This is a genomic window from Aquibaculum arenosum, from assembly GCF_029222965.1.
Lineage (GTDB): Bacteria > Pseudomonadota > Alphaproteobacteria > Kiloniellales > DSM-21159 > Aquibaculum > Aquibaculum arenosum.
The window spans coordinates 307783-325592 of the sequence record NZ_JARHUD010000003.1 but is presented as its reverse complement, the minus strand read 5'-3'; the positions used below and the strand labels follow the sequence as shown (position 1 = coordinate 325592).

The following is a 17810-nucleotide window of genomic DNA, read 5'->3' as shown; positions in this document are numbered from 1 at the left end:
AGCTAAACCGCAGGATAAGTGAGCTTCCGGGCAGCTCCGGACACATTGCCCCTGTGCAACCACCCCTGTACACCTAACTCTCTGCGACGAAAGTTTTCTCCTATGGCCAAGCTTCCCATCCTCACCGCGCCCGATCCGCGCCTCAAGCGTCGGGCCAAGTCCGTGGAGAAGGTCGACGCGCGCATCCGCCAGCTGATGGATGACATGCTCGAGACCATGTACGCCGCACCGGGCATCGGGCTGGCCGCACCGCAGGTGGGCGTACTTGAGCGGGTCATCGTGGTCGACGTCTCCCCAGACGAGGAGGAGGCGCAGCCGCTGCGCATGGCCAATCCGGAGATCCTTTGGCATTCGGAAGAGCTCGGCACCTACGACGAGGGCTGCCTGTCGCTGCCAGAGCACTATGCCGAGGTCGAACGGCCGAAGCAGGTTCGTGTGCGCTTCATCGACCAGGACAACGAGATCCGCGAGATGGAGGCCGACGGCCTGCTCGCCACCTGCATCCAGCACGAGATCGACCACCTCAACGGCACGCTCTTCGTCGACCACCTGAGCTCCCTGAAGCGCAACATGATCCTGCGCAAGCTCACCAAGGCGCGCAAAAGCGAGCAGTTCCCCGCCTACGCCGCCGCCTCCTGAGGTGATTGATCTGCTTAGCGCAGATCGTGATCTACTGGCGTCGCTTTGCGATCCAAGTAGATCGGGTGAATCTGCGCGGGCCCTAAACAAGGTATCATGCAGTAAGTGTTGAAGCCTCCGCCCCGAACTTGATTCGGGCTTTTCTGAGTGTGTTAGTTTCCATCTTCCTCGGGCGGCGGCAGAATCGCCTCCGCTTCCGGGTGGCAGCCCGCGAGGAATTTCATCATTTCTGTCGCGTCTTTCGAGAGATAGAAGCGCACCATCTTTTCGTTGAACTCCTGCGTCTTGGCGGCGGGAACGCTGATCGCATCGATACCGTGCGACATCAGGACGCCATTCATCATGAAACGCGATGTGCGCTTGTTTCCGTCGAAGAAGAACTGCTGCAAGGCTCCGAACAGGAAGAAGGCTGTCGCCCGCTCGAACGCTTCGCAGGCTTGCAGATCGGCAACGCCTGCATTGAACACCCGGTTCAGTTCCGGCGCACCAGGCAGTGTTGGCAACGGGGTGTAGTGCCCATGCTCACCAAGGCTCACATCCGGCGTGTAGTTCTTCTCCTGACCTTCACCACGGAAAACGCCCCATTCCAAGGCTTCCTCCTTGCGGGCGACGATGCCATTCAGTTCGGTGAATATCGGCTTGGAGAGCGAGAACTCCCCGTTCTTAACCATCACCAGCAGACGTTTGGAGCTTTCCGCAAGATTCAGGATTTGTTCCTGATCGGAAAGCTTGGCCCGCCAACGGTTACGCCATCCAGCAGCGTCTTTACCTCCGGAAAGGTGAAGGGGTTACCTTCAAGCACCGAGGCGTCCCACACGAACTCAGGCAGCATCTTGTGGAAGCGGAAACAGACCCGATCCCTCGAATGAGTCGGAACGGGAATCGGTACTGTCGACCTGTCCCATTGGAAGCCAAGATCATCAAACATCGACATTCGGCATCTCCCTTAATTTTCGCCGCGGCCTCAAGACTCAGGATGTGCCCCTTCGATAACTGAGTGCTTTCTCAGCGCCACAAAGGCATCCTTGATCCCGACCACAAGAGCGCTGCCTTCTCGGCGTTCATGCTTCGGTGAATGCGACAACTAAAGCGATTGATCAATAGGTCGACTTTCCGACAGCGTTCTGCTGAATGGTGCTGGTGTGCATTGCCTCTCCCCAACCGAATCCCAGCGGGGCTGTGAAACGGCCCTGCGCATGCTAACCATCAATTCATGACAGCGCTTCGCCTCGCCTTTCTCGGCACGCCGGATTTCGCCGTGCCCTGCCTCGCCGCCTTGGCCGAGGCGGGACACGAGATCGCCTGCGTCTATAGTCAGCCGCCGCGCCCCGCGGGCCGCGGGCACAAGCTGCGCCCCTCCCCGGTCCAGCGCCTGGCGGAGGAACGCGGCTGGCCGGTGCGCACGCCGCTCAGTCTGCGCGACGGGCAAGAGCAGGCGGACTTCGCCGCCCTCGATCTCGATGCGGCGATCGTGGTGGCCTACGGACTCATCCTGCCGAAAGCCATTCTGGAAGCGCCGCGGCTGGGCTGCATCAATGTCCACGCCTCGCTGCTGCCACGCTGGCGCGGCGCGGCGCCGATCCAGCGCGCCATCCTCGCCGGCGATCGCGAAACCGGTGTCACCATCATGCAGATGGACGAGGGACTGGACACCGGCCCCATGCTGCTGAGCAGAAGCCTGGCCATCACCGAAAGGGACACGGGCGCAAGCCTGCACGACCGCTTGGCCGAACTCGGCGCCGCGGCGCTTGTCGAGGGTCTGGCTGAACTGGCCGCCGGTCGGCTGCAGCCGCAGCCCCAGCCGGAGGACGGCGTCACCTACGCAGAGAAGCTCCGCCGGGAGGAAGCACAGCTCGACTGGAGCCGCCCGGCCGAAGCGCTGGCCCGACAGGTGCGCGCCTTCACGCCCTGGCCCGGCGCCTGGTTCGACGTCGATGGCGAGCGCATCAAGGTGCTGGAAGCCGCAGCGGTGGATGGCCAGGGCGTGCCGGGCCAGGTGCTGGATGATCGGCTGACCGTGGCCTGTGGCGAAGGCGCGCTGCGCCTGACCCGGCTGCAGCGCCCCGGCCGCGCGCCCATGGATGCAGATGCGCTGCTGCGCGGCTTTGCGATTGCGCCGGGAACGCAGCTTTCGTGACCCGCTGGCGCCTGGTGCTAGAGTACGACGGCGGTGCCTTTGCCGGCTGGCAGAGACAGGAAACCGCCCCGTCGGTGCAGGCGGCGCTGGAAGAGGCCGTCACCGCCTTCAGCGGCGAATGTGTGCTGGTGCAGGCGGCGGGGCGCACGGATTCCGGCGTCCATGCCACAGGACAGGTGGCGCACCTGGACCTGGCGCGGGAAACAACGGCCGATACGCTGCGCAACGCGGTCAACTTCCACCTCAAGCCACAGCCGGTGGCCATCCTGGAAGCCCGGCCCGCAGCACCCGGTTTTCATGCCCGCTTTTCCGCCATTGGGCGGCGCTATCTCTATCGCATCCTGAACCGGCGCAGCTTACCGGTGCTCGACCGCGGGCGCGTCTGGTGGGTGCCGCAGCCGCTCGACGCGGAGGCGATGCAGGCCGGCGCCCAGCGGCTGCTCGGCCGGCATGACTTCACCTCCTTCCGCGCCACGGCCTGCCAGGCGGCTTCCCCGGTCAAGACGCTGGATCGGCTGGAGGTGATGCGCGTGGGCGACGAGATCCGCATCGAGGCGGCCGCCCGCTCCTTCCTGCACCATCAGGTGCGCAACCTGGTGGGCAGTCTCAAGCTGGTGGGCCTGGGACGCTGGACTCCGGAAGACGTCACGCGCGTGCTGGAAGCCCGAGATCGCCGCCTGGCCGGCGCGACGGCGCCACCGGAAGGACTTTACTTGACGGCTGTGGTCTATCCCGACGAAGCCGGCGGCTCGTAGTCCGGCAGTTCAGCCAGTTCGTCTTCGCTGAGCGCGGAGAGATAGTCGTCGCCCTCCTTGCGCTCCAGGAGCAGCTCCTCGATGGGCACGGCCACCCGCCGCTCCCACAGGCCAAGAAAGCCCCCGGTTGCCGCGAGCACGGCCATGACCTTGCCGCGCTGATCGGCCAGCAGGTCGCGGATACGCGCCAGGCGGTTGCCCTGCACATCGGCGATGGACGCACCGATAAGGGCGGTGGGCTGCAGATCCTCCGGCAGCTCGGCATCGGCATAGTTGCCTGCCAGCGGCCGGAGCTTGGCCAGCTCTCCGGTGAGATCGAAGCTGCCGGCAAGGTCACCCGGCGCCGCCCCGGCCACCGCCGGAAGCTGCGCGGTTGAAGATGCCGTCGCGGCCTGACCGGGCGCGGTCGCGCTGGACCCGCCGAACATCAAGGCCGCAAGGGGCAAAACGGTGCGTAATCGCGTGCGCACGTAAGGCTGCTCCTACTTGAACGCCGTCGCCGGAAAGAGTTGCTCGCTTGGAAGGGCACCGTATCCGCGCTGCGGACCGATCCGGCAAGCCCCTGCCAGCAGGACATCTACTGCCAGTAAAGGCCGAAGGAGCAAGAGTCGATTATGCGACCGGCCACAGATCAGCTATGCGGGAAAAGCATAAAGCTTACTCGCGCCCCTGCAGGCGGGCCGAGCGGCGCCGCAGCAGCTCCGTGGTCGCCATCAGCAGGATCGACAGAAGAATCAGCAGTGTAGCCGCCGCCGCAATCACCGGCGAGATGTTCTCACGGATGCCCACGAACATCTGCCGCGGCAGCGTGCGCTCTCCCGGGCCGGTGAGAAAGAGCGCCACCACCACTTCATCAAAGGAGGTGACGAAGGCAAAAATGGCACCGGAGACCACACCCGGGGCAATGGTCGGCAGCACAACCTTGCGGAAGGTCAAGACCGGCGGCGCGCCCAGGCTGGCGGCGGCGCGAACCAGATTATAGTCGAAGCCGGCCAGGGTGGCGCTGACGGTGATGACCACGAAGGGCACCGCCAGCACGGTATGCGCCAGGGTGAGGCCCAGCAGGCTGCCGGTCAGGCCCAGGGGCGCATAGAAAAAGTAGATACCGACACCGACAATGACGATGGGCACCACCATCGGCGAGATCAGCAGCGCCATCACCGCGCTCTTGGCCGGGAAGTCGGCCCGGTTCAGGCCCATGGCCGCCAGGGTGCCGAGGAAGGTAGCAAGCAGCGTGGTCGCCACCGCCACCACAATGGAGTTACGGAAGGACAGCTGCCAGGGATCGGACGAGAAGAGCTCCTGGTACCACTGCAGAGAAAGGCCCGGCAGCGGGAAGGACAGGAAGGAGCCGGCGGAGAAGGACAGCGGCACGATCACCAGGATCGGCAGGACCAAAAACAGCAACACCGCCACCACGATGCCCCAGTGGGTCCAGTGCCAGATCCGCTGTTCGCGGGTGTAGGTCTGCGGCAACGCCATCAGCCGAGCCTCATGCGTTCAACGCCCACCAGGCGGATGTAGAGCCAATAGATGATCAGCACCGCCACCAGCAGCAGCGACCCCAGCGCCGAGGCCATGCCCCAGTTGACCGTTTGGTTGGTGAAGAAGGCGATGAACCAGCTCACCATCTGGTCATTGGCCCCGCCCACCAGGGCCGGCGTGATGTAGTAGCCAATGGACAGAATGAAGACCAAAAGGCAGCCGGCGCCGATGCCCGGCGTCGTCAGCGGCAGGTAAACGCGCCTGAAGGCCGTAAAAGGATGCGCGCCCAGGCCGGTCGCTGCGCGCGGCAGCGCCGGATTGATCCCGCGCATCACCGAATAGAGCGGCAGCACCATGAAGGGCAGCAGGATGTGGGTCATGGCGACATAAACGCCGAAGCGGTTGTAGATGAGCTGCAGCGGATCTTGGATCATTCCGGCGCCCTGCAGCGCCTGATTGATCGGCCCCTCGCGCTGCAGCAACACGATCCAGGAGGTCGTGCGCACCAGCAAGGAGGTCCAGAAGGGCAGCAGCACGAGGATCAACAGCAGATTGCTGATGCGTGCCGGCAGGTTCGCAAGCTTGTAGGCCAGGGGATAGCCCAGCAGCAGGCAGAGCAGCGTCACGCCCACGGCGATCGTGAAGGTGCGCGCAAAGATGTCGCGATAGATTGCCTGGTCGCGAGGCGCCGCTTCAACGCCGCCCTCGGCTCCCATGCGCAGATCCATCGAGGCGAGCAGGTAGTAGGGTGTCACCGTCGTGGAAGCACGGCGCAGCAGCAGCCAGGTTTCCGCCTCCGCCCAATCCTCGTTGATGCCGATCAGGGTTTCCGACCAGCTGCCTTCCGGACTGTCCGGCAAGCGACGGGCCGTGCCCATGATTGTGGTGCGAAAGCCGGGAACTTCGGTGTTGAGCCGGCGGGCCACGCCCGCGAGATCGCGTGCCTCGGCCGCCGCGCGCAATTCCTCGGCGAAAAGCGCCAGAACGGATTCATCGGGCAGCGGCGTCTCGGTCGGATCCCACTGCTGAATCTCTTCGGCAAAGCGCGGCAGGGTCGAGGGCAGTTCGCTGTTGTCAACGCTCAGCCACATCATGCGCGCAATCGGCACGATGAAGAAGAAAATCAGGAAGAGAAGCAGTGGCACCACAAGAGCGATGGCACGCAGCCGCCCGCGCCATTCGGCACGGCGCAGCCGGCGCTTCAGATCGCTGCCGGTAAGCGCTGTGGCGGTCGAAACGGTCATGCCCCGGAAATGCTCCGAAAGGGGAAGCCGCCCGCCCTCGAGCAGCTATACTCTGGCAAGGCGGGCGGCGTCAGGAAGAACGCGTTACTGCGCGATCCAGGAATTGAAGCGCTCGGTCAGACGCTCGATGTTGTCGACCCAGAACTCGGTGTCGAGCTGGGCGGTGACGGCGAGGTTGTCCGGAGCGGTCGGCAGATCCGGCAGATCCTCTTCAGAAATGCTCTCCGCCGCGTCCACATGGGTCACACCATAGGCCACATAGTTCGGCAGCAGGGCCTGACGCTCCGGCTCACTGGCGAACTTGATGAACTCGTGCGCCTGTTCGAAATGCGGGCTGCCGGTGAGGATCACCCAGTAGTCGATGGAATAGAGGCTGCCCGGGAAGACGACCTTGAAGTTACGGCCATCGGTCTTGTTGGCGCCGGTCACACGGCCGTTATAGGCGGTGGTCATGATCACCTCGCCGGCGGCCAGCAGCTGCAGCGGCTGTGCGCCCGCTTCCCACCAGACGATCTCGTCCTTGATCTCGTCGAGCTTGGCGAAGGCACGATCGACGCCTTCATCGGTGGCCAGCACATCATAGACTTCGTCCACCGGCACGCCGTCCGCCTGCAGGGCGAACTCGAGCGCATACTGCGGACCACGGCGCAGACCGCGCTTGCCCGGGAAGGCTTCCAGGTCCCAGAAGTCTTCCCAACCCTCGGGGCCTTCATCCAGGCGGTCGCCGTCGTAGGCCAGTGCAGTGGACCAGACGATGGTGCCTGCGCCGCACTCATGCTCGGCACCCGGGATCAGCTTGCCAGACAGGCCCAACTCATCCCAATCGAGCAGTTCGTAGAGGCCTTCCTCGCAGCCGATCACCAGCTCTTCGGTCTCGACCTGCACCACGTCCCAGTCGGATGCGCCGCCTTCGACCTTGGCACGAATGGCGCCCACGCCGCCGTTCCACACATCCTCGAGCAGAGGATTGCCGGTCTCTTCCTTGTAGGGCTCGAAATAGATCTCGCGCTGGGCATCCTGATAGTTGCCGCCCCAGGAGGTGACGGTGAAATCGCGCGCTTCGGCGTTCCCGGGCACGGCCATGGCCAGGCCGAGTCCCAGCGCCGTCGCGCCGAGCGTAAGGATACGCGGGGTGGTCTTGAACATCATCGGGGCTCCCTGAACGTGTTCGCGGCATTCTTGCCTTCACAGCCCGGCTGGGCTGGGCGCGAAATATTATCGTGCGACGCAGCTATGTCCACGGACATGTTGCGAAAATCACAGGCCCGCGCGGCGCGGCCGTGTGTGACGCTTCTGGCTACACTGCCGGGTGCAGATCGCCCGCGGCGGCTGGTCCAGTCAGGTTTGCGCGCCCGTCGCCAGCGCCTCGAACCATGCCAGGCGTGCGCGCGTTTGCGCCACTTCCAGGTCGAGCCAGGTTGTCAGGGCGCCAGCCTCACGAGCGTGGTGCTGGCGCAGGTCGAGCAGGCGGGCCAGATCACGCTCGAAGAGCTCAACCATCATTTCGGCCTGATTACGCTGCTCCGCCTCCGGCAGCAGGTGCAGAAAGCGCACCTTCAAGGCGATGATCAGCTTGTTGAGGTCGTTGATCTGCGAGCGCAGATTGGCGCGCAGCAGCGTCTGCAGCGCGTCCTCCCCGGCCGCAGTAATGCGCAAATGCGCATTGTCCGCCAGGCCGCGCCCATCCACGGCTTCGATCAGCCCTTCCACCTTGAGGAGTTCCAGTGGTTGGGCCATCAGGTCCAGCGACGGGCCCACGAGGCGCTCGGTGAAATGGCGAACGGCCGAAGCAAGATCGGCATAGGAGCGCTCGCCTTCGGTGAGGATCCCCAGGGCGAGCAGGCGGATCGCCTCGCTCGGCATCAGGCTGTTGTCGCGATACATGACTGAGTGACTCCCGGCTCCCGCCCTGTTGGTCCGGTGGATGGGGTATCCCGGACAGCCTTCAAGATAGTGCGAAGCGGATGGGCTGTCCAGCCGTTGCGAACGAATCGCAACCGCTGGACAGGTGCCGGAAGGAAAGCCCGCTGGATCAGCTCGGCGAGAGGCCGCGCATCCGCTCGTTGCGCCGGCGCAACAGCTCCAACACGGTCAGCAGCGCGATGGAGATCAGCACCAGGATGGTCGCCACGGCGAGAATGGTGGGACTGATCTGCTCGCGGATGCCCGACCACATTTCGCGCGGAATGGTGCGCTGTTCGACACCGGCGACGAAGAGCACGATCACCACTTCGTCGAAGGAGGTGATGAAGGCAAAGAGCGCCCCCGAGATCACGCCCGGCGTGATCAACGGCAGGATCACCTTGAAGAAGGTGGTCTGCGGCGGAGCGCCCAGGCTGGCCGAGGCGCGGGTCAGCGTGTGGTCAAACCCGGTCAGGGTCGCCGTCACGGTGATCACCACGAAGGGGGTGCCCAGCGCGGTGTGCGCCAGGATCACGCCCGGGAAAGTCTGGGCCAGGCCGATCTGGGAGTAGAAGAAGAACATGCCGGCCGCCGAGATGATCAGCGGCACGATCATCGGAGAGATCAGCAGCCCCATGATCAGACCGCGGAAGGGCATATGGCTGCGCGAGAGCCCCAGGGCGGCGAGCGTTCCCAGGCATGTGGCCAGGAAGGTCGAGGCGAAGGCAATGATCACCGAGTTGCGGATCGAGGTCACCCAGGCGGAGCTGTTGAAGAACTCCTCGTACCAGCGCAGGGAATAGCCCTCTGGCTGCAACGTCAGCATCTCCGTGGTGTAGCTGAAGTAGGGCTGCGCGTTGAAGGACAGCGGAATCATCACCAGGATCGGCGCGACCAGAAAGAAAAAGATCAGGCCGCAGATCACGCGATAGGAGTAGTACCAGGTCCGCTCAAGCGGCGAGGCATAGGATGGCAGGGCCATGGTGCGCGTTTCCCCCTCAGCCGAGCTTCATGTTGTCGATGCCGACGATGCGGTTGTACAGCCAGTAGAGGATCAGGACCCCGCCGAGCAGGATCGAGCCCAAGGCCGCGGCCAGACCCCAGTTCAGGGTCCGCTGCATGTGGTCGGCAATGAGATTGGAGATCAGCTGGCCCGACTGCCCGCCCACCAGGGCCGGCGTGATGTAGTAGCCGATCGAGATAATGAAGACGAGGATGGCGCCCGCCCCGATGCCCGAGACGGTCTGCGGCAGATAGACCCGCACGAAGGCCACGAAGGGGTTGGCGCCCAGGGAGCGCGCAGCACGCTGATAACTGGGCGGAATCGTCTTCATCACTGAGTAGAGGGGCAGCACCATGAAGGGCAGCAGGATGTGGGTCATCGCCACAATGGTGCCGATCCAGTTGTGCATCATGGTCAAGCGCCCGTCATCGCCGATCAATCCGACGGCGACGAGGAGATCATTGATCACGCCTTGTTGCTGCAGCAGGACGATCCAGGCGGTGGTGCGCACCAACAGTGATGTCCAGAAGGGCAACAGCACCATGATCATCAAGAGGTTGGAGTAGCGCAGCGGCAGGGTCGCCAGCAGATAGGCGATCGGGAAGCCCAGCAGCAGGGTCAGGACCGTGATGGCCAGACTGAGCGCCAGCGTGCGCATGAACAGCGCAACATAGATGCGCTGGTTTTCCGGCTGCATGGCGACCGAGCCGTCGTCTGCGTAGCGCATATCCACAGCGGAGAGGTAGTAGCTGGCCGTATAGGGCCGTCCCTCGCGCTTGATCAGGCGCCAGGTCTCCACGTCGCCCCAGCGTCTGTGCGCGTCCAGCAGCGCTTCCTTGTAGGGCGGCTCGAGGGAATCGGCGTTGCGGGCAGTCCGGGAAAAGAGACTGCGTGCGCCGCTCATCTCGTAGTTCAGCCGGATGCCCACCTGCCCGATGGACCGGTTCTCCTGGCCAACGCGCAGGTCCTCCACCATTGCGGCAAAAGCTTCTTCAGGCGGCAGCTCCTCGCCGTCCCAGTCTTCGAGGGCGGTGACGGTGTTCGGCAGTGTGTTGATGATCGCCGGATTGTCGACGCTGCGCCACAGCATGTCACCGATCGGGGCAATGAAAGTCAGAAGAATGAAAGCAAGCAACGGCACGACCAGCATGAAGGCCGTGATCTTGCGCCGCCTTTCAGCACGCCGCAGGCTGGTTTTCAGCGGAACACCGTCCGCCGTCACCATGGGTCCGCTGTGCGCTTGCGCCTGTGCCATTCAAACTCTCTCCCCCGATCCACCTTGCCGTACGACGCGTACAGCCCCCGTTGGGCATCCGCGACCGTACGGTTAGTGAGGGAGCGCGCCCCTTCGGACGCGCTCCCCCGCCCTTAACCGTTGAGCCTACTGGAGCATCCAGTTGTTGAAGCGCTCACGCAGTTCGTCGCCGTAGTCCGTCCAGAAGTCGTTATTCAGGAGGATCGGCGATTGGTAGTTGTCGGGATGGGTCGGCATGTGCGGGCCCATGTCGATGCCGAGGTCGGCATGCTCACCGACCAGATCGGCCGAGGATGCGCGAGCCGGGCCGTAGGAGATGAACTTGGCCTGATCGGCAAGGCGCTGGGTGTCGGTCGCCCAGTGGAGGTACTCCATGACGACATCGACGTTGTTGCCGCCTTCCGGCACGACCCAGCCATCCCACTCGACGATCTGACCGTCCCAGATGATGGAGAAGGGCTGGCCTTCGACTTCCGCCGCGTTGAACATGCGACCGTTATAGCCGGTGGCGAAAGCCACTTCCTTGTCGGCCAGCAGCTGCGGCGCCTGGGCACCTTCACTCCAGAAGACGAGGTGCTCCTTGATGGTGTCGAGCTTGGCGAAGGCGCGCTCAACACCCTCCTCTGTCTCGAGCTCGTCGTAGATGTCGTCGATGGCCACACCGTCGGCGTAAAGCGCCCACTCCAGGTTCGCCGCGGGGCGGTTCTGAATGGCACGACGCCCCGGGAAGTCATCCACATTGAAGAAGTCTTCAATGGTGTTGGGCTGGTTATCGTCCGGGAACATCTCGTTGTTGAAGGTCATCACCGTCGAATAGACGATCTGGGGAATGAAGCACTCACCCAGGGAGCCCGGCAGGAAATCTTCGGACGCCGGCGTGCCATCTGGCGCCTCGGCCAGCACCTCATCATGGTCGATCGGCATGATCAGCCCTTCGTCACAGGCGAGCTGCGCGTCTGACGGCAGCATGTCCACCAGGTCCCAGGTGACGTTGCCTGCCTGAGACTGGGCCCGCAGACCGGCCAGGGCGTTGGCGGAGCTGTCATCGTTGATGATGTTGATGTCGGGATTGAGCTCCATGTAGGGCTCGTGATAGGCGCGCACCTGGCTTTCGGTGTAGGCGCCACCCCAGGACACGACCGTGAGATCGGTTGCCTGGGCATCCCCGGCATTGGCGACACCCAGCAGGGCGCCGGCCGCAAGGGCGGTTGTGGTGAGTGCAAGTTTCTTCATCTGAAAGCCTCCTTCTGTTCTCTATGATCCCCCGGCACTTCGGCCGGTTCGTTGCTTTGGCCCTCTTGCCGTCAACTGGCGTCGAGGGCGCGACAATCCTCCATCGCCCATCCCACCTGGACAGTCTCACCTCTGGCGATGCTGGCGTGGGCATGGGCGTTGGGAATCTTGACGATGAATTCGTCGGTGCCGCACAGGCTGACGCGGGTGCGGATGTGATCGCCGAGATAGATCAACTCTTCTACCCGCGCCTCGAAGACATTGGGGTACTGTCCTTCAGGCGGCGCGATGGCGACCCGTTCGGGCCGCAAGGACAGGGTGGTACGGTCGCCCACCTTATCCACATTGACCTTGAGGGCGTGGATGATGGAGCCGTCGTCGAGCTGCACCTTGCAGTCGTCGCCCTTGATCTCGACCACCTTGCCGTGGAGCTGATTGTTCTCGCCGATGAAGGCGGCAACAAAGGCGTTGAGCGGGCGCTCGTAGAGGTCCGGCGGCGGCGCCAGCTGCTGGATCACCCCGTCGTCGAACACGGCAATGCGGTTCGACATGGTCAGCGCCTCGGACTGGTCATGGGTCACATAGACCACAGTCACGCCCAGGCTCTCGTGGATGTGCTTGATTTCGTACTGCATCTGCTCGCGCAGGTTCTTGTCCAACGCGCCCAGCGGCTCGTCCATCAGCACCAGGTCGGGGTCAAAGACCAGCGCGCGCGCCACGGCCACACGCTGCTGCTGACCACCGGAGAGCTGCGCCGGCCGGCGATTGCCCAGATGGCCCAACTGGACCATGTCGAGGGCGCGCTGCACCTTCTGCTCGGTCTCAGCCTTGGAGACTTTGCGCACCTGAAGGGGAAAAGCCAGGTTCTCCGCCACGGTCATGTGCGGGAAGAGCGCGTAGTTCTGGAAGACCATCCCGATGCCGCGCTTGTGCGGCGCCACCTTGTTGATGCCCCGCCCGTTGAGCATGATTTCGCCGCTCGTTGCCGTTTCGAAACCGGCGAGCATCATCAGACAGGTGGTCTTACCCGAGCCGGAGGGGCCGAGCATGGTCACGAACTCGCCCTTGGCGATATCGAGATTGAGGTTTTTGACGACCAGCGTCTCGCCGTCGTAGCTCTTCTGGACGTTGATGAAACGAACGAAGGCGTCGTTGGACTCGCTCATATTTTCCCCTGTCGTTCACTCTTGCGAGCGGCTTGCCTCTTGTCAGCATTGGATCGGCGGCCGGGCACAGTCCGCGCAGAACGCGCAAACTGAAGAAGAACACCCGATTTAGATTGAAGGCGGCGCTGCCGTAGAATAGCAGCAGGCTTGATACGGACTGTCTGTTTGCCCGCGACGGCACGAACTGCTGGAGCGAAGGCTGCTGACGCAGCCGCCGGCCCGGCGGGAGCGGAACCCATCATGAGTTGCGACGCACGGTCCCGTCAGCTTGCCCAGGCGGGCAGTCCCTTGGCGGCGGCCATCCCGTCGCCTGACAATTCTGCACCCTGTTTGGACACCATCCCCGTTCCGACCACTGTTCTTGTTCCTCGGGACGCTCACAGCCCCAGCACACCTGCGCAGCATGCAGTGAGCCCCGCATTGAGTGAATGGAGCCTATGCTATCCTTGCATGGATTTCGAGTCTTTTCGGACTCTTTCCCGCCACCTTTCGCCTGGGGGTTGGGGAGGCCCTCGGCGCAAGCTGCGCAGATCAACCGTTATACGGTAATTTAAGGTAATCCCAGGTTTCGCAGACCGCTTCGGTGAGAGCCGCAATCTCCGCGTCCTGATGCAGCGGCGAGGGCGTCAACCTCAGGCGCTCAGCGCCGCGCGCCACCGTTGGATAGTTGATCGGTTGCACGTAGAGGCCGTGGGTGTTGAGCAGCCGGTCGCTGGCCGCACGGCACAACTCCGGGTCGCGCACCATGAGCGGAACAATGTGGCTTGGCCCGGGCAGAACCGGCAGCCCGCGGGCCGCAAAGCCCTCCTTAACCGCGCTGACTGCTGCGCGGTGCCGCGCGCGCAGATCGCCCGCATCCTGCAACAGGCGAACGCTCTCCAGTGCCCCCGCCGCAATGGCCGGCGGCAAGGCTGTGGTGAAGATGAAGCCGCTGGCGAAGGAGCGCACGAAGTCGACCAGCGCAGAGGAGGCTGCGACATAGCCGCCGATGAGACCCACCGCCTTGCCAAGTGTCGCCTGCACCACGTCCAGTTGGTCTAGCAGGCCGTCGCGCTCCGCCACGCCGGCGCCGCTTTCACCGTAGAGGCCGACGGCATGAACCTCATCCAGGTAGGTAAGCGCCCCGGCCGCTTTGGCGACCTCGCAGAGTTCGGCGATGGGGGCAATGTCGCCATCCATGGAATAGACCGATTCGAAGGCCACGATCTTCGGGCGTTCCGGCGCGATGCCCGCCAGCCGACGCGCCAGATCTTCGGGATCGCTGTGGCGAAAGATCTGCTTTTCCGCCCGCGAATGCCGGATGCCCTCGATCATCGAGGCGTGGTTCTGCTCGTCCGACAGGACCACGCAGCCCGGCAGTTTGGCCGCCAGCGTGCCCAGGGTCGCCCAATTCGCCACATAGCCGGAGGTGAAAAGCAGCGCCGCTTCCTTGCGGTGCCAGCCGGCCAGAGCCTGCTCCAGAAGCACGTGATAGTGATTGGTGCCGGAGATGTTGCGCGTGCCGCCCGCACCGGCGCCGCAGCGATCGACCGCTTCGCGCATGGCCGCCAGGACCCGGGGGTGCTGGCCCATGCCGAGGTAGTCGTTGGAGCACCAGACGGTGACCGGCGACTGCGTTCCATCGGCATGACGAATGGCACGGGGAAAGTCGCCGGCGCGACGTTCCAGGTCTGCGAAAACACGATAACGGCCCTCGCGCTTGAGGGCCGTCAGGGCATCGCCGAAGAAGGCATCGTAATTCATGGGGGCAAGCTGCCGCGCAAGCAACGGGAACGCAAGTCAGGGAGATAACAGCAGGCCGGGAAGCCCCCCTTCCCGGCCTGCATGGCTCTGCCGTGTTTTACTCGGCAGCAGCGGCGCGGCTCTGCACCCACTGCAGGGTGTCGTCCAGAGCCTGGCCAAAACGCTCCAGCAACTGATCGATCTCCTGCTCGCTGATGATCAGTGGCGGGCAGAAGGCGATGGCGTCGCCGAGGTTGCGCAGGATCAGACCGTGCTCCTGGCAACGCTCGAAGAGATGCAGGCCGACGGAGCCCACCGGCTCGAAACCGGCCTTGCTCTTCTTGTCGGACACCAGCTCGACGGCGGCGATCAGGCCGACGCCACGCACCTCGCCCACAAGCGGGTGGTCGGCGAAACGGCGCAGACCCTCCTGGAAGCGCGGGGCCACGGCTGCAGCATGCTCGATCAGCTTGCGCTCCTCGATGATCTTGATGTTTTCGAGCCCGACCGCGGTCGCCACCGGATGCGCGCTGGTGGTGTAGCCATGGCCGAAGGTGCCCAGCTCCTTCGTGTAGTCCGCCACGCCCTGGTAGATCTCGTCGGTGATCATGATGGCGGCCAGCGGCATGTAGGAGCTGGTGAGCTGCTTTGAGGTCACCAGCACGTCCGGCTTGATGTCATAGGTCTGGCAAGCCCAGAGGTTTCCGGTCCGCCCGAAGCCGTTGATGACCTCGTCGGCCACCAGCAGGATATCGTACTTGCGCAGCACCTTCTGGACCTTCTCCCAGTAAGTGCGTGGCGGCACGATAACACCGCCGGCGCCCATGACCGGCTCACCGATGAAAGCGGCGATGGTCTCGGGGCCCTCGCGCAGGATCAGATCCTCGAGCTGCCCGGCCAGGCGGCTGGCGAACTCCTCCTCGCTCTCACCTTCCCACGCGAAGCGGTAGTGGTGCGGGCAGGCCGTGTGCACGAAGCGATCCAGCGGCAGGTCGAAGCCCTTTTGGTTCGCCGGCAGACCGGTCAAGCTCGCAGAGGCGAGGGTGATGCCGTGGTAGGCCTTGATCCGGCTGATGAACTTCTTCTTCTCCGGACGGCCCTTCGCATTGTTGTAGAACCAGAGCAGCTTGATGACGGTGTCGTTGGCCTCCGAACCGGAGTTCGTGAAGAACACCTTGGAGAAGTCGCGCGGCGCGATCTCGAGCAGCTTCTCGGCCAGCAGGATCGAGGGCTCGTGCGACTTGTGAGCGAAGGAGTGGTAGTAGGGCAGCTGCTGCATCTGCTTTGCCGCCGCGTCCACCAGGCGCTGTTCGCCAAAGCCCACGGCCACGCTCCAAAGGCCGGCCAGGCCCTCGATGTATTCCTTGCCCTGGTCGTCATAGACATGCACGCCCTCGCCACGCCCGATGATCATCGGGCCGGTCTCCTCATGGCGGCGGGCATTGGTGTAGGGGTGCAGGACGTAAGCGATGTCCTTGGCGGCGGGGGAATTCGGGCGCACGGCCATAACGGGCTCCAGCTTCAGATGTCGGATGTCGACGGTTTCATTCCGTGGTTTAGAAGCTATACCCGTGCCGGGATCGCACTCAAGCGATTAGCGGAACGACAGAAGGAAGCTATGCACATGACGAGACTCTGCATTGCGGGCGCCACAGGCTGGACCGGCCGGGCAATCGCCAGCGCTGCCCTGGCCGCCTCCGATTTTCAGGTGACCGGCGCCGTGGCGCGCAGCGCGGCCGGCGAGGATCTGGGCGCGGTGGTGGGCCGCAAGCCCGTCGACGTGCGGATCAGCGCTTCGGTGGCAGAGGCCCTGGATGCGGCCCCGGCCGACGTGCTGATCGATTACACCCACCCCTCAGTCGTGAAGGCCAATGCGCTCGCCGCGCTGGAGCGGGGCAGCGCCGTGGTGATCGGCACCTCGGGCTTGACCGCCGACGACTTTACCGAACTGGATGCCGCGGCACGCAAGGCCGGCAAGGGCGTGGTCGCCTCGGGCAACTTCGCCATCACGGCAGCCCTGCTCTCTCACTTCGCGATGATCGCCGCGCGCCATATCGCGCACTTCGAGGTGATCGACTACGCCAAGGCCGCCAAGCCCGATTCCCCCAGCGGCACCGCGCGCGAGCTGGCCGAGCGCCTGGGAGACGTGCGCAAGCCCCAACTCGATTACCCCATCGAGGAGATCATCGGCCCCTCGGAGACCCGTGGCGGATCAGTAAACGGCGTTCAGGTGCACGCCGTGCGCCTGCCCAGCTACACCGCCTCGGTGGATGCCCTCTTCACCGTTCCCGGCGCACGGCTGGTCTTGAAGCACGACGCCGGCACCGACGCCTCGGTCTATGCCGACGGCACCCTGCTGGCAGCCCGCAAGGTCTCCGGCGTCACCGGCCTGATCCGCGGCCTCGACCGGCTGATCTTCGATCAGGGTTGAGGGGATCGCGCGAAAACGGCCCTCGGCAATTCAAGCCTACAGCCGGATGCCTCCCGGCAGCGGGGTGAAGCGCACTTCGAGAACTCGCCTGCTGTGCAGGCGGCCCTCACCGTCGCGCTCCACCACCGTCAGCCACTGCTGGCCGTCCGGCTGGCCCACCGGCGCCACCAGGCGCCCGCCAGGGGCCAGCTGCGCGGTCAGCATCGGCGGAATGTCCGGAATCGCCAGCCGCACAATAATGGCCTCGAAGCGCCGCTGGCGCTCCGGCCAGCCGTAATAGCCATCCCCTTCCCTTAGCTCGATGGCGCCGTAGTCCAACTCGTCGAACACCGCCTGGGCATAGGCGGCGATTTCCGGCTCGTACTCCATTGCGCGCACTGACAGGTTCATCTCCGCCAGCAAGGCCGTGAGGTAGCCCGCACCAACGCCGACCACCAAAGCGTCCTGCTCCGATTCCAGGCCCGCCAGATGCAGCATCAGGGCCACGATGTAGGGCTGGGACACCGTGGCGCCCGGCAGCACCGGCAAGGGCGTGTCCATATAGGCCGCCGGCTGCAGGGCATCGGGCAGGAAGGCATGGCGGGGCACCCGGCGCATGGCCTGCAACACGGCGGTGTCCAAGCGCTCCTCGCCGGTTTCCGGGGCGGCGATGCGCGCCTGGAACTGGACCGCCGCCACCATGGCCTCGCGCTCGGCCTCACGCTCAGGCGCCTGGGCGAACGCGGCAGTGCCGGCCAAGAGCAGCGCAAGGACGAGAAGACCGCGCGAGAGCTGGGATGCCATGAGCATAACCTCGCCACTATGCCCCAAGCTCCTTCCAGGCGCCAAGCTAAGCCAC

General features: G+C 64.4%; 18 protein-coding genes. 4 read left to right on the top strand and 14 right to left on the bottom strand.

The window, feature by feature from the left end; translation table 11 throughout:
- Window positions 1-102: 102 nt before the first annotated feature.
- Complete coding sequence (def, locus tag P2G67_RS06675; protein WP_275821292.1) at window positions 103-639, top strand: peptide deformylase; 537 nt, start codon at window positions 103-105, stop codon at window positions 637-639.
- Between the two features lie 152 nt (window positions 640-791).
- On the opposite strand, the gene P2G67_RS06670 is transcribed toward def, so the two are convergent.
- On the bottom strand, window positions 792-1310 hold the full coding sequence (locus tag P2G67_RS06670; protein ID WP_275821290.1) for a Fic family protein: 519 nt from the start codon (window positions 1308-1310) through the stop codon (window positions 792-794).
- Window positions 1311-1342: 32 nt separating this feature from the next.
- Complete coding sequence (locus tag P2G67_RS06665) at window positions 1343-1573, bottom strand: hypothetical protein (RefSeq protein ID WP_275821288.1); 231 nt, start codon at window positions 1571-1573, stop codon at window positions 1343-1345.
- A 279-nt stretch (window positions 1574-1852) separates the two neighbouring features.
- Between P2G67_RS06665 and fmt the strand changes: the two genes are divergently transcribed.
- Entirely contained in the window at window positions 1853-2776 is a 924-nt protein-coding gene (fmt, locus tag P2G67_RS06660; RefSeq protein WP_275821286.1) for a methionyl-tRNA formyltransferase, read from the top strand.
- Entirely contained in the window at window positions 2773-3531 is a 759-nt protein-coding gene (truA, locus tag P2G67_RS06655) for a tRNA pseudouridine(38-40) synthase TruA (protein ID WP_275821284.1), read from the top strand. The genes fmt and truA overlap by 4 nt, the downstream gene beginning before the upstream one ends.
- Here the strand turns inward: truA and P2G67_RS06650 are convergent.
- The 11 genes from P2G67_RS06650 to P2G67_RS06600 all read right to left on the bottom strand — a co-directional run bounded on the left by P2G67_RS06650 (window position 3504) and on the right by P2G67_RS06600 (window position 16048).
- The gene (locus tag P2G67_RS06650; protein WP_275821282.1) at window positions 3504-4001 is read right to left on the bottom strand and encodes a PRC-barrel domain-containing protein; all 498 of its coding nucleotides are present in this window, start codon (window positions 3999-4001) and stop codon (window positions 3504-3506) included. The two genes, truA and P2G67_RS06650, sit on opposite strands and share 28 nt — an antisense overlap.
- 187 nt (window positions 4002-4188) lie before the next feature.
- Window positions 4189-5013, bottom strand: a complete 825-nt coding sequence (locus P2G67_RS06645) for an ABC transporter permease (RefSeq protein ID WP_275821280.1) — start codon at window positions 5011-5013, stop codon at window positions 4189-4191.
- On the bottom strand, window positions 5013-6260 hold the full coding sequence (locus P2G67_RS06640; protein ID WP_275821278.1) for an ABC transporter permease: 1248 nt from the start codon (window positions 6258-6260) through the stop codon (window positions 5013-5015). The genes P2G67_RS06645 and P2G67_RS06640 overlap by 1 nt, the downstream gene beginning before the upstream one ends.
- Before the next feature lie 84 nt (window positions 6261-6344).
- Complete coding sequence (locus P2G67_RS06635) at window positions 6345-7406, bottom strand: ABC transporter substrate-binding protein (RefSeq protein WP_322099651.1); 1062 nt, start codon at window positions 7404-7406, stop codon at window positions 6345-6347.
- 192 nt (window positions 7407-7598) lie between these two features.
- Window positions 7599-8144, bottom strand: coding sequence for a hypothetical protein (locus P2G67_RS06630; protein ID WP_275821276.1), 546 nt, complete (start codon window positions 8142-8144; stop codon window positions 7599-7601).
- Window positions 8145-8292: 148 nt separating this feature from the next.
- Window positions 8293-9144: an ABC transporter permease gene (locus tag P2G67_RS06625; RefSeq protein WP_275821274.1), complete on the bottom strand. Its 852-nt coding sequence runs from the start codon at window positions 9142-9144 to the stop codon at window positions 8293-8295.
- Between the two features lie 16 nt (window positions 9145-9160).
- Window positions 9161-10420 (bottom strand): ABC transporter permease, encoded by a 1260-nt coding sequence (locus P2G67_RS06620; RefSeq protein ID WP_275821272.1) that lies wholly within the window; start codon window positions 10418-10420, stop codon window positions 9161-9163.
- A 126-nt stretch (window positions 10421-10546) separates the two neighbouring features.
- Window positions 10547-11653: an ABC transporter substrate-binding protein gene (locus tag P2G67_RS06615; protein ID WP_275821270.1), complete on the bottom strand. Its 1107-nt coding sequence runs from the start codon at window positions 11651-11653 to the stop codon at window positions 10547-10549.
- Window positions 11654-11724: 71 nt separating this feature from the next.
- Window positions 11725-12819 (bottom strand): ABC transporter ATP-binding protein, encoded by a 1095-nt coding sequence (locus tag P2G67_RS06610; protein WP_275821268.1) that lies wholly within the window; start codon window positions 12817-12819, stop codon window positions 11725-11727.
- Window positions 12820-13350: 531 nt separating this feature from the next.
- Window positions 13351-14562: a 5-aminolevulinate synthase gene (gene hemA, locus P2G67_RS06605; RefSeq protein WP_275821266.1), complete on the bottom strand. Its 1212-nt coding sequence runs from the start codon at window positions 14560-14562 to the stop codon at window positions 13351-13353.
- Window positions 14563-14659: 97 nt separating this feature from the next.
- The gene (locus tag P2G67_RS06600) at window positions 14660-16048 is read right to left on the bottom strand and encodes an aspartate aminotransferase family protein (RefSeq protein WP_275821264.1); all 1389 of its coding nucleotides are present in this window, start codon (window positions 16046-16048) and stop codon (window positions 14660-14662) included.
- Window positions 16049-16165: 117 nt separating this feature from the next.
- Here P2G67_RS06600 and dapB point away from each other — a divergent pair, with 117 nt between their 5' ends.
- A complete protein-coding gene (gene dapB, locus P2G67_RS06595; protein ID WP_275821262.1) occupies window positions 16166-16972 on the top strand; it encodes a 4-hydroxy-tetrahydrodipicolinate reductase in 807 nt (268 codons plus the stop codon).
- A gap of 36 nt (window positions 16973-17008) precedes the next feature.
- Here dapB and P2G67_RS06590 read toward each other — a convergent pair whose 3' ends face one another.
- Window positions 17009-17755: a protein-L-isoaspartate O-methyltransferase family protein gene (locus P2G67_RS06590; RefSeq protein WP_275821260.1), complete on the bottom strand. Its 747-nt coding sequence runs from the start codon at window positions 17753-17755 to the stop codon at window positions 17009-17011.
- Window positions 17756-17810 lie beyond the last annotated feature (55 nt).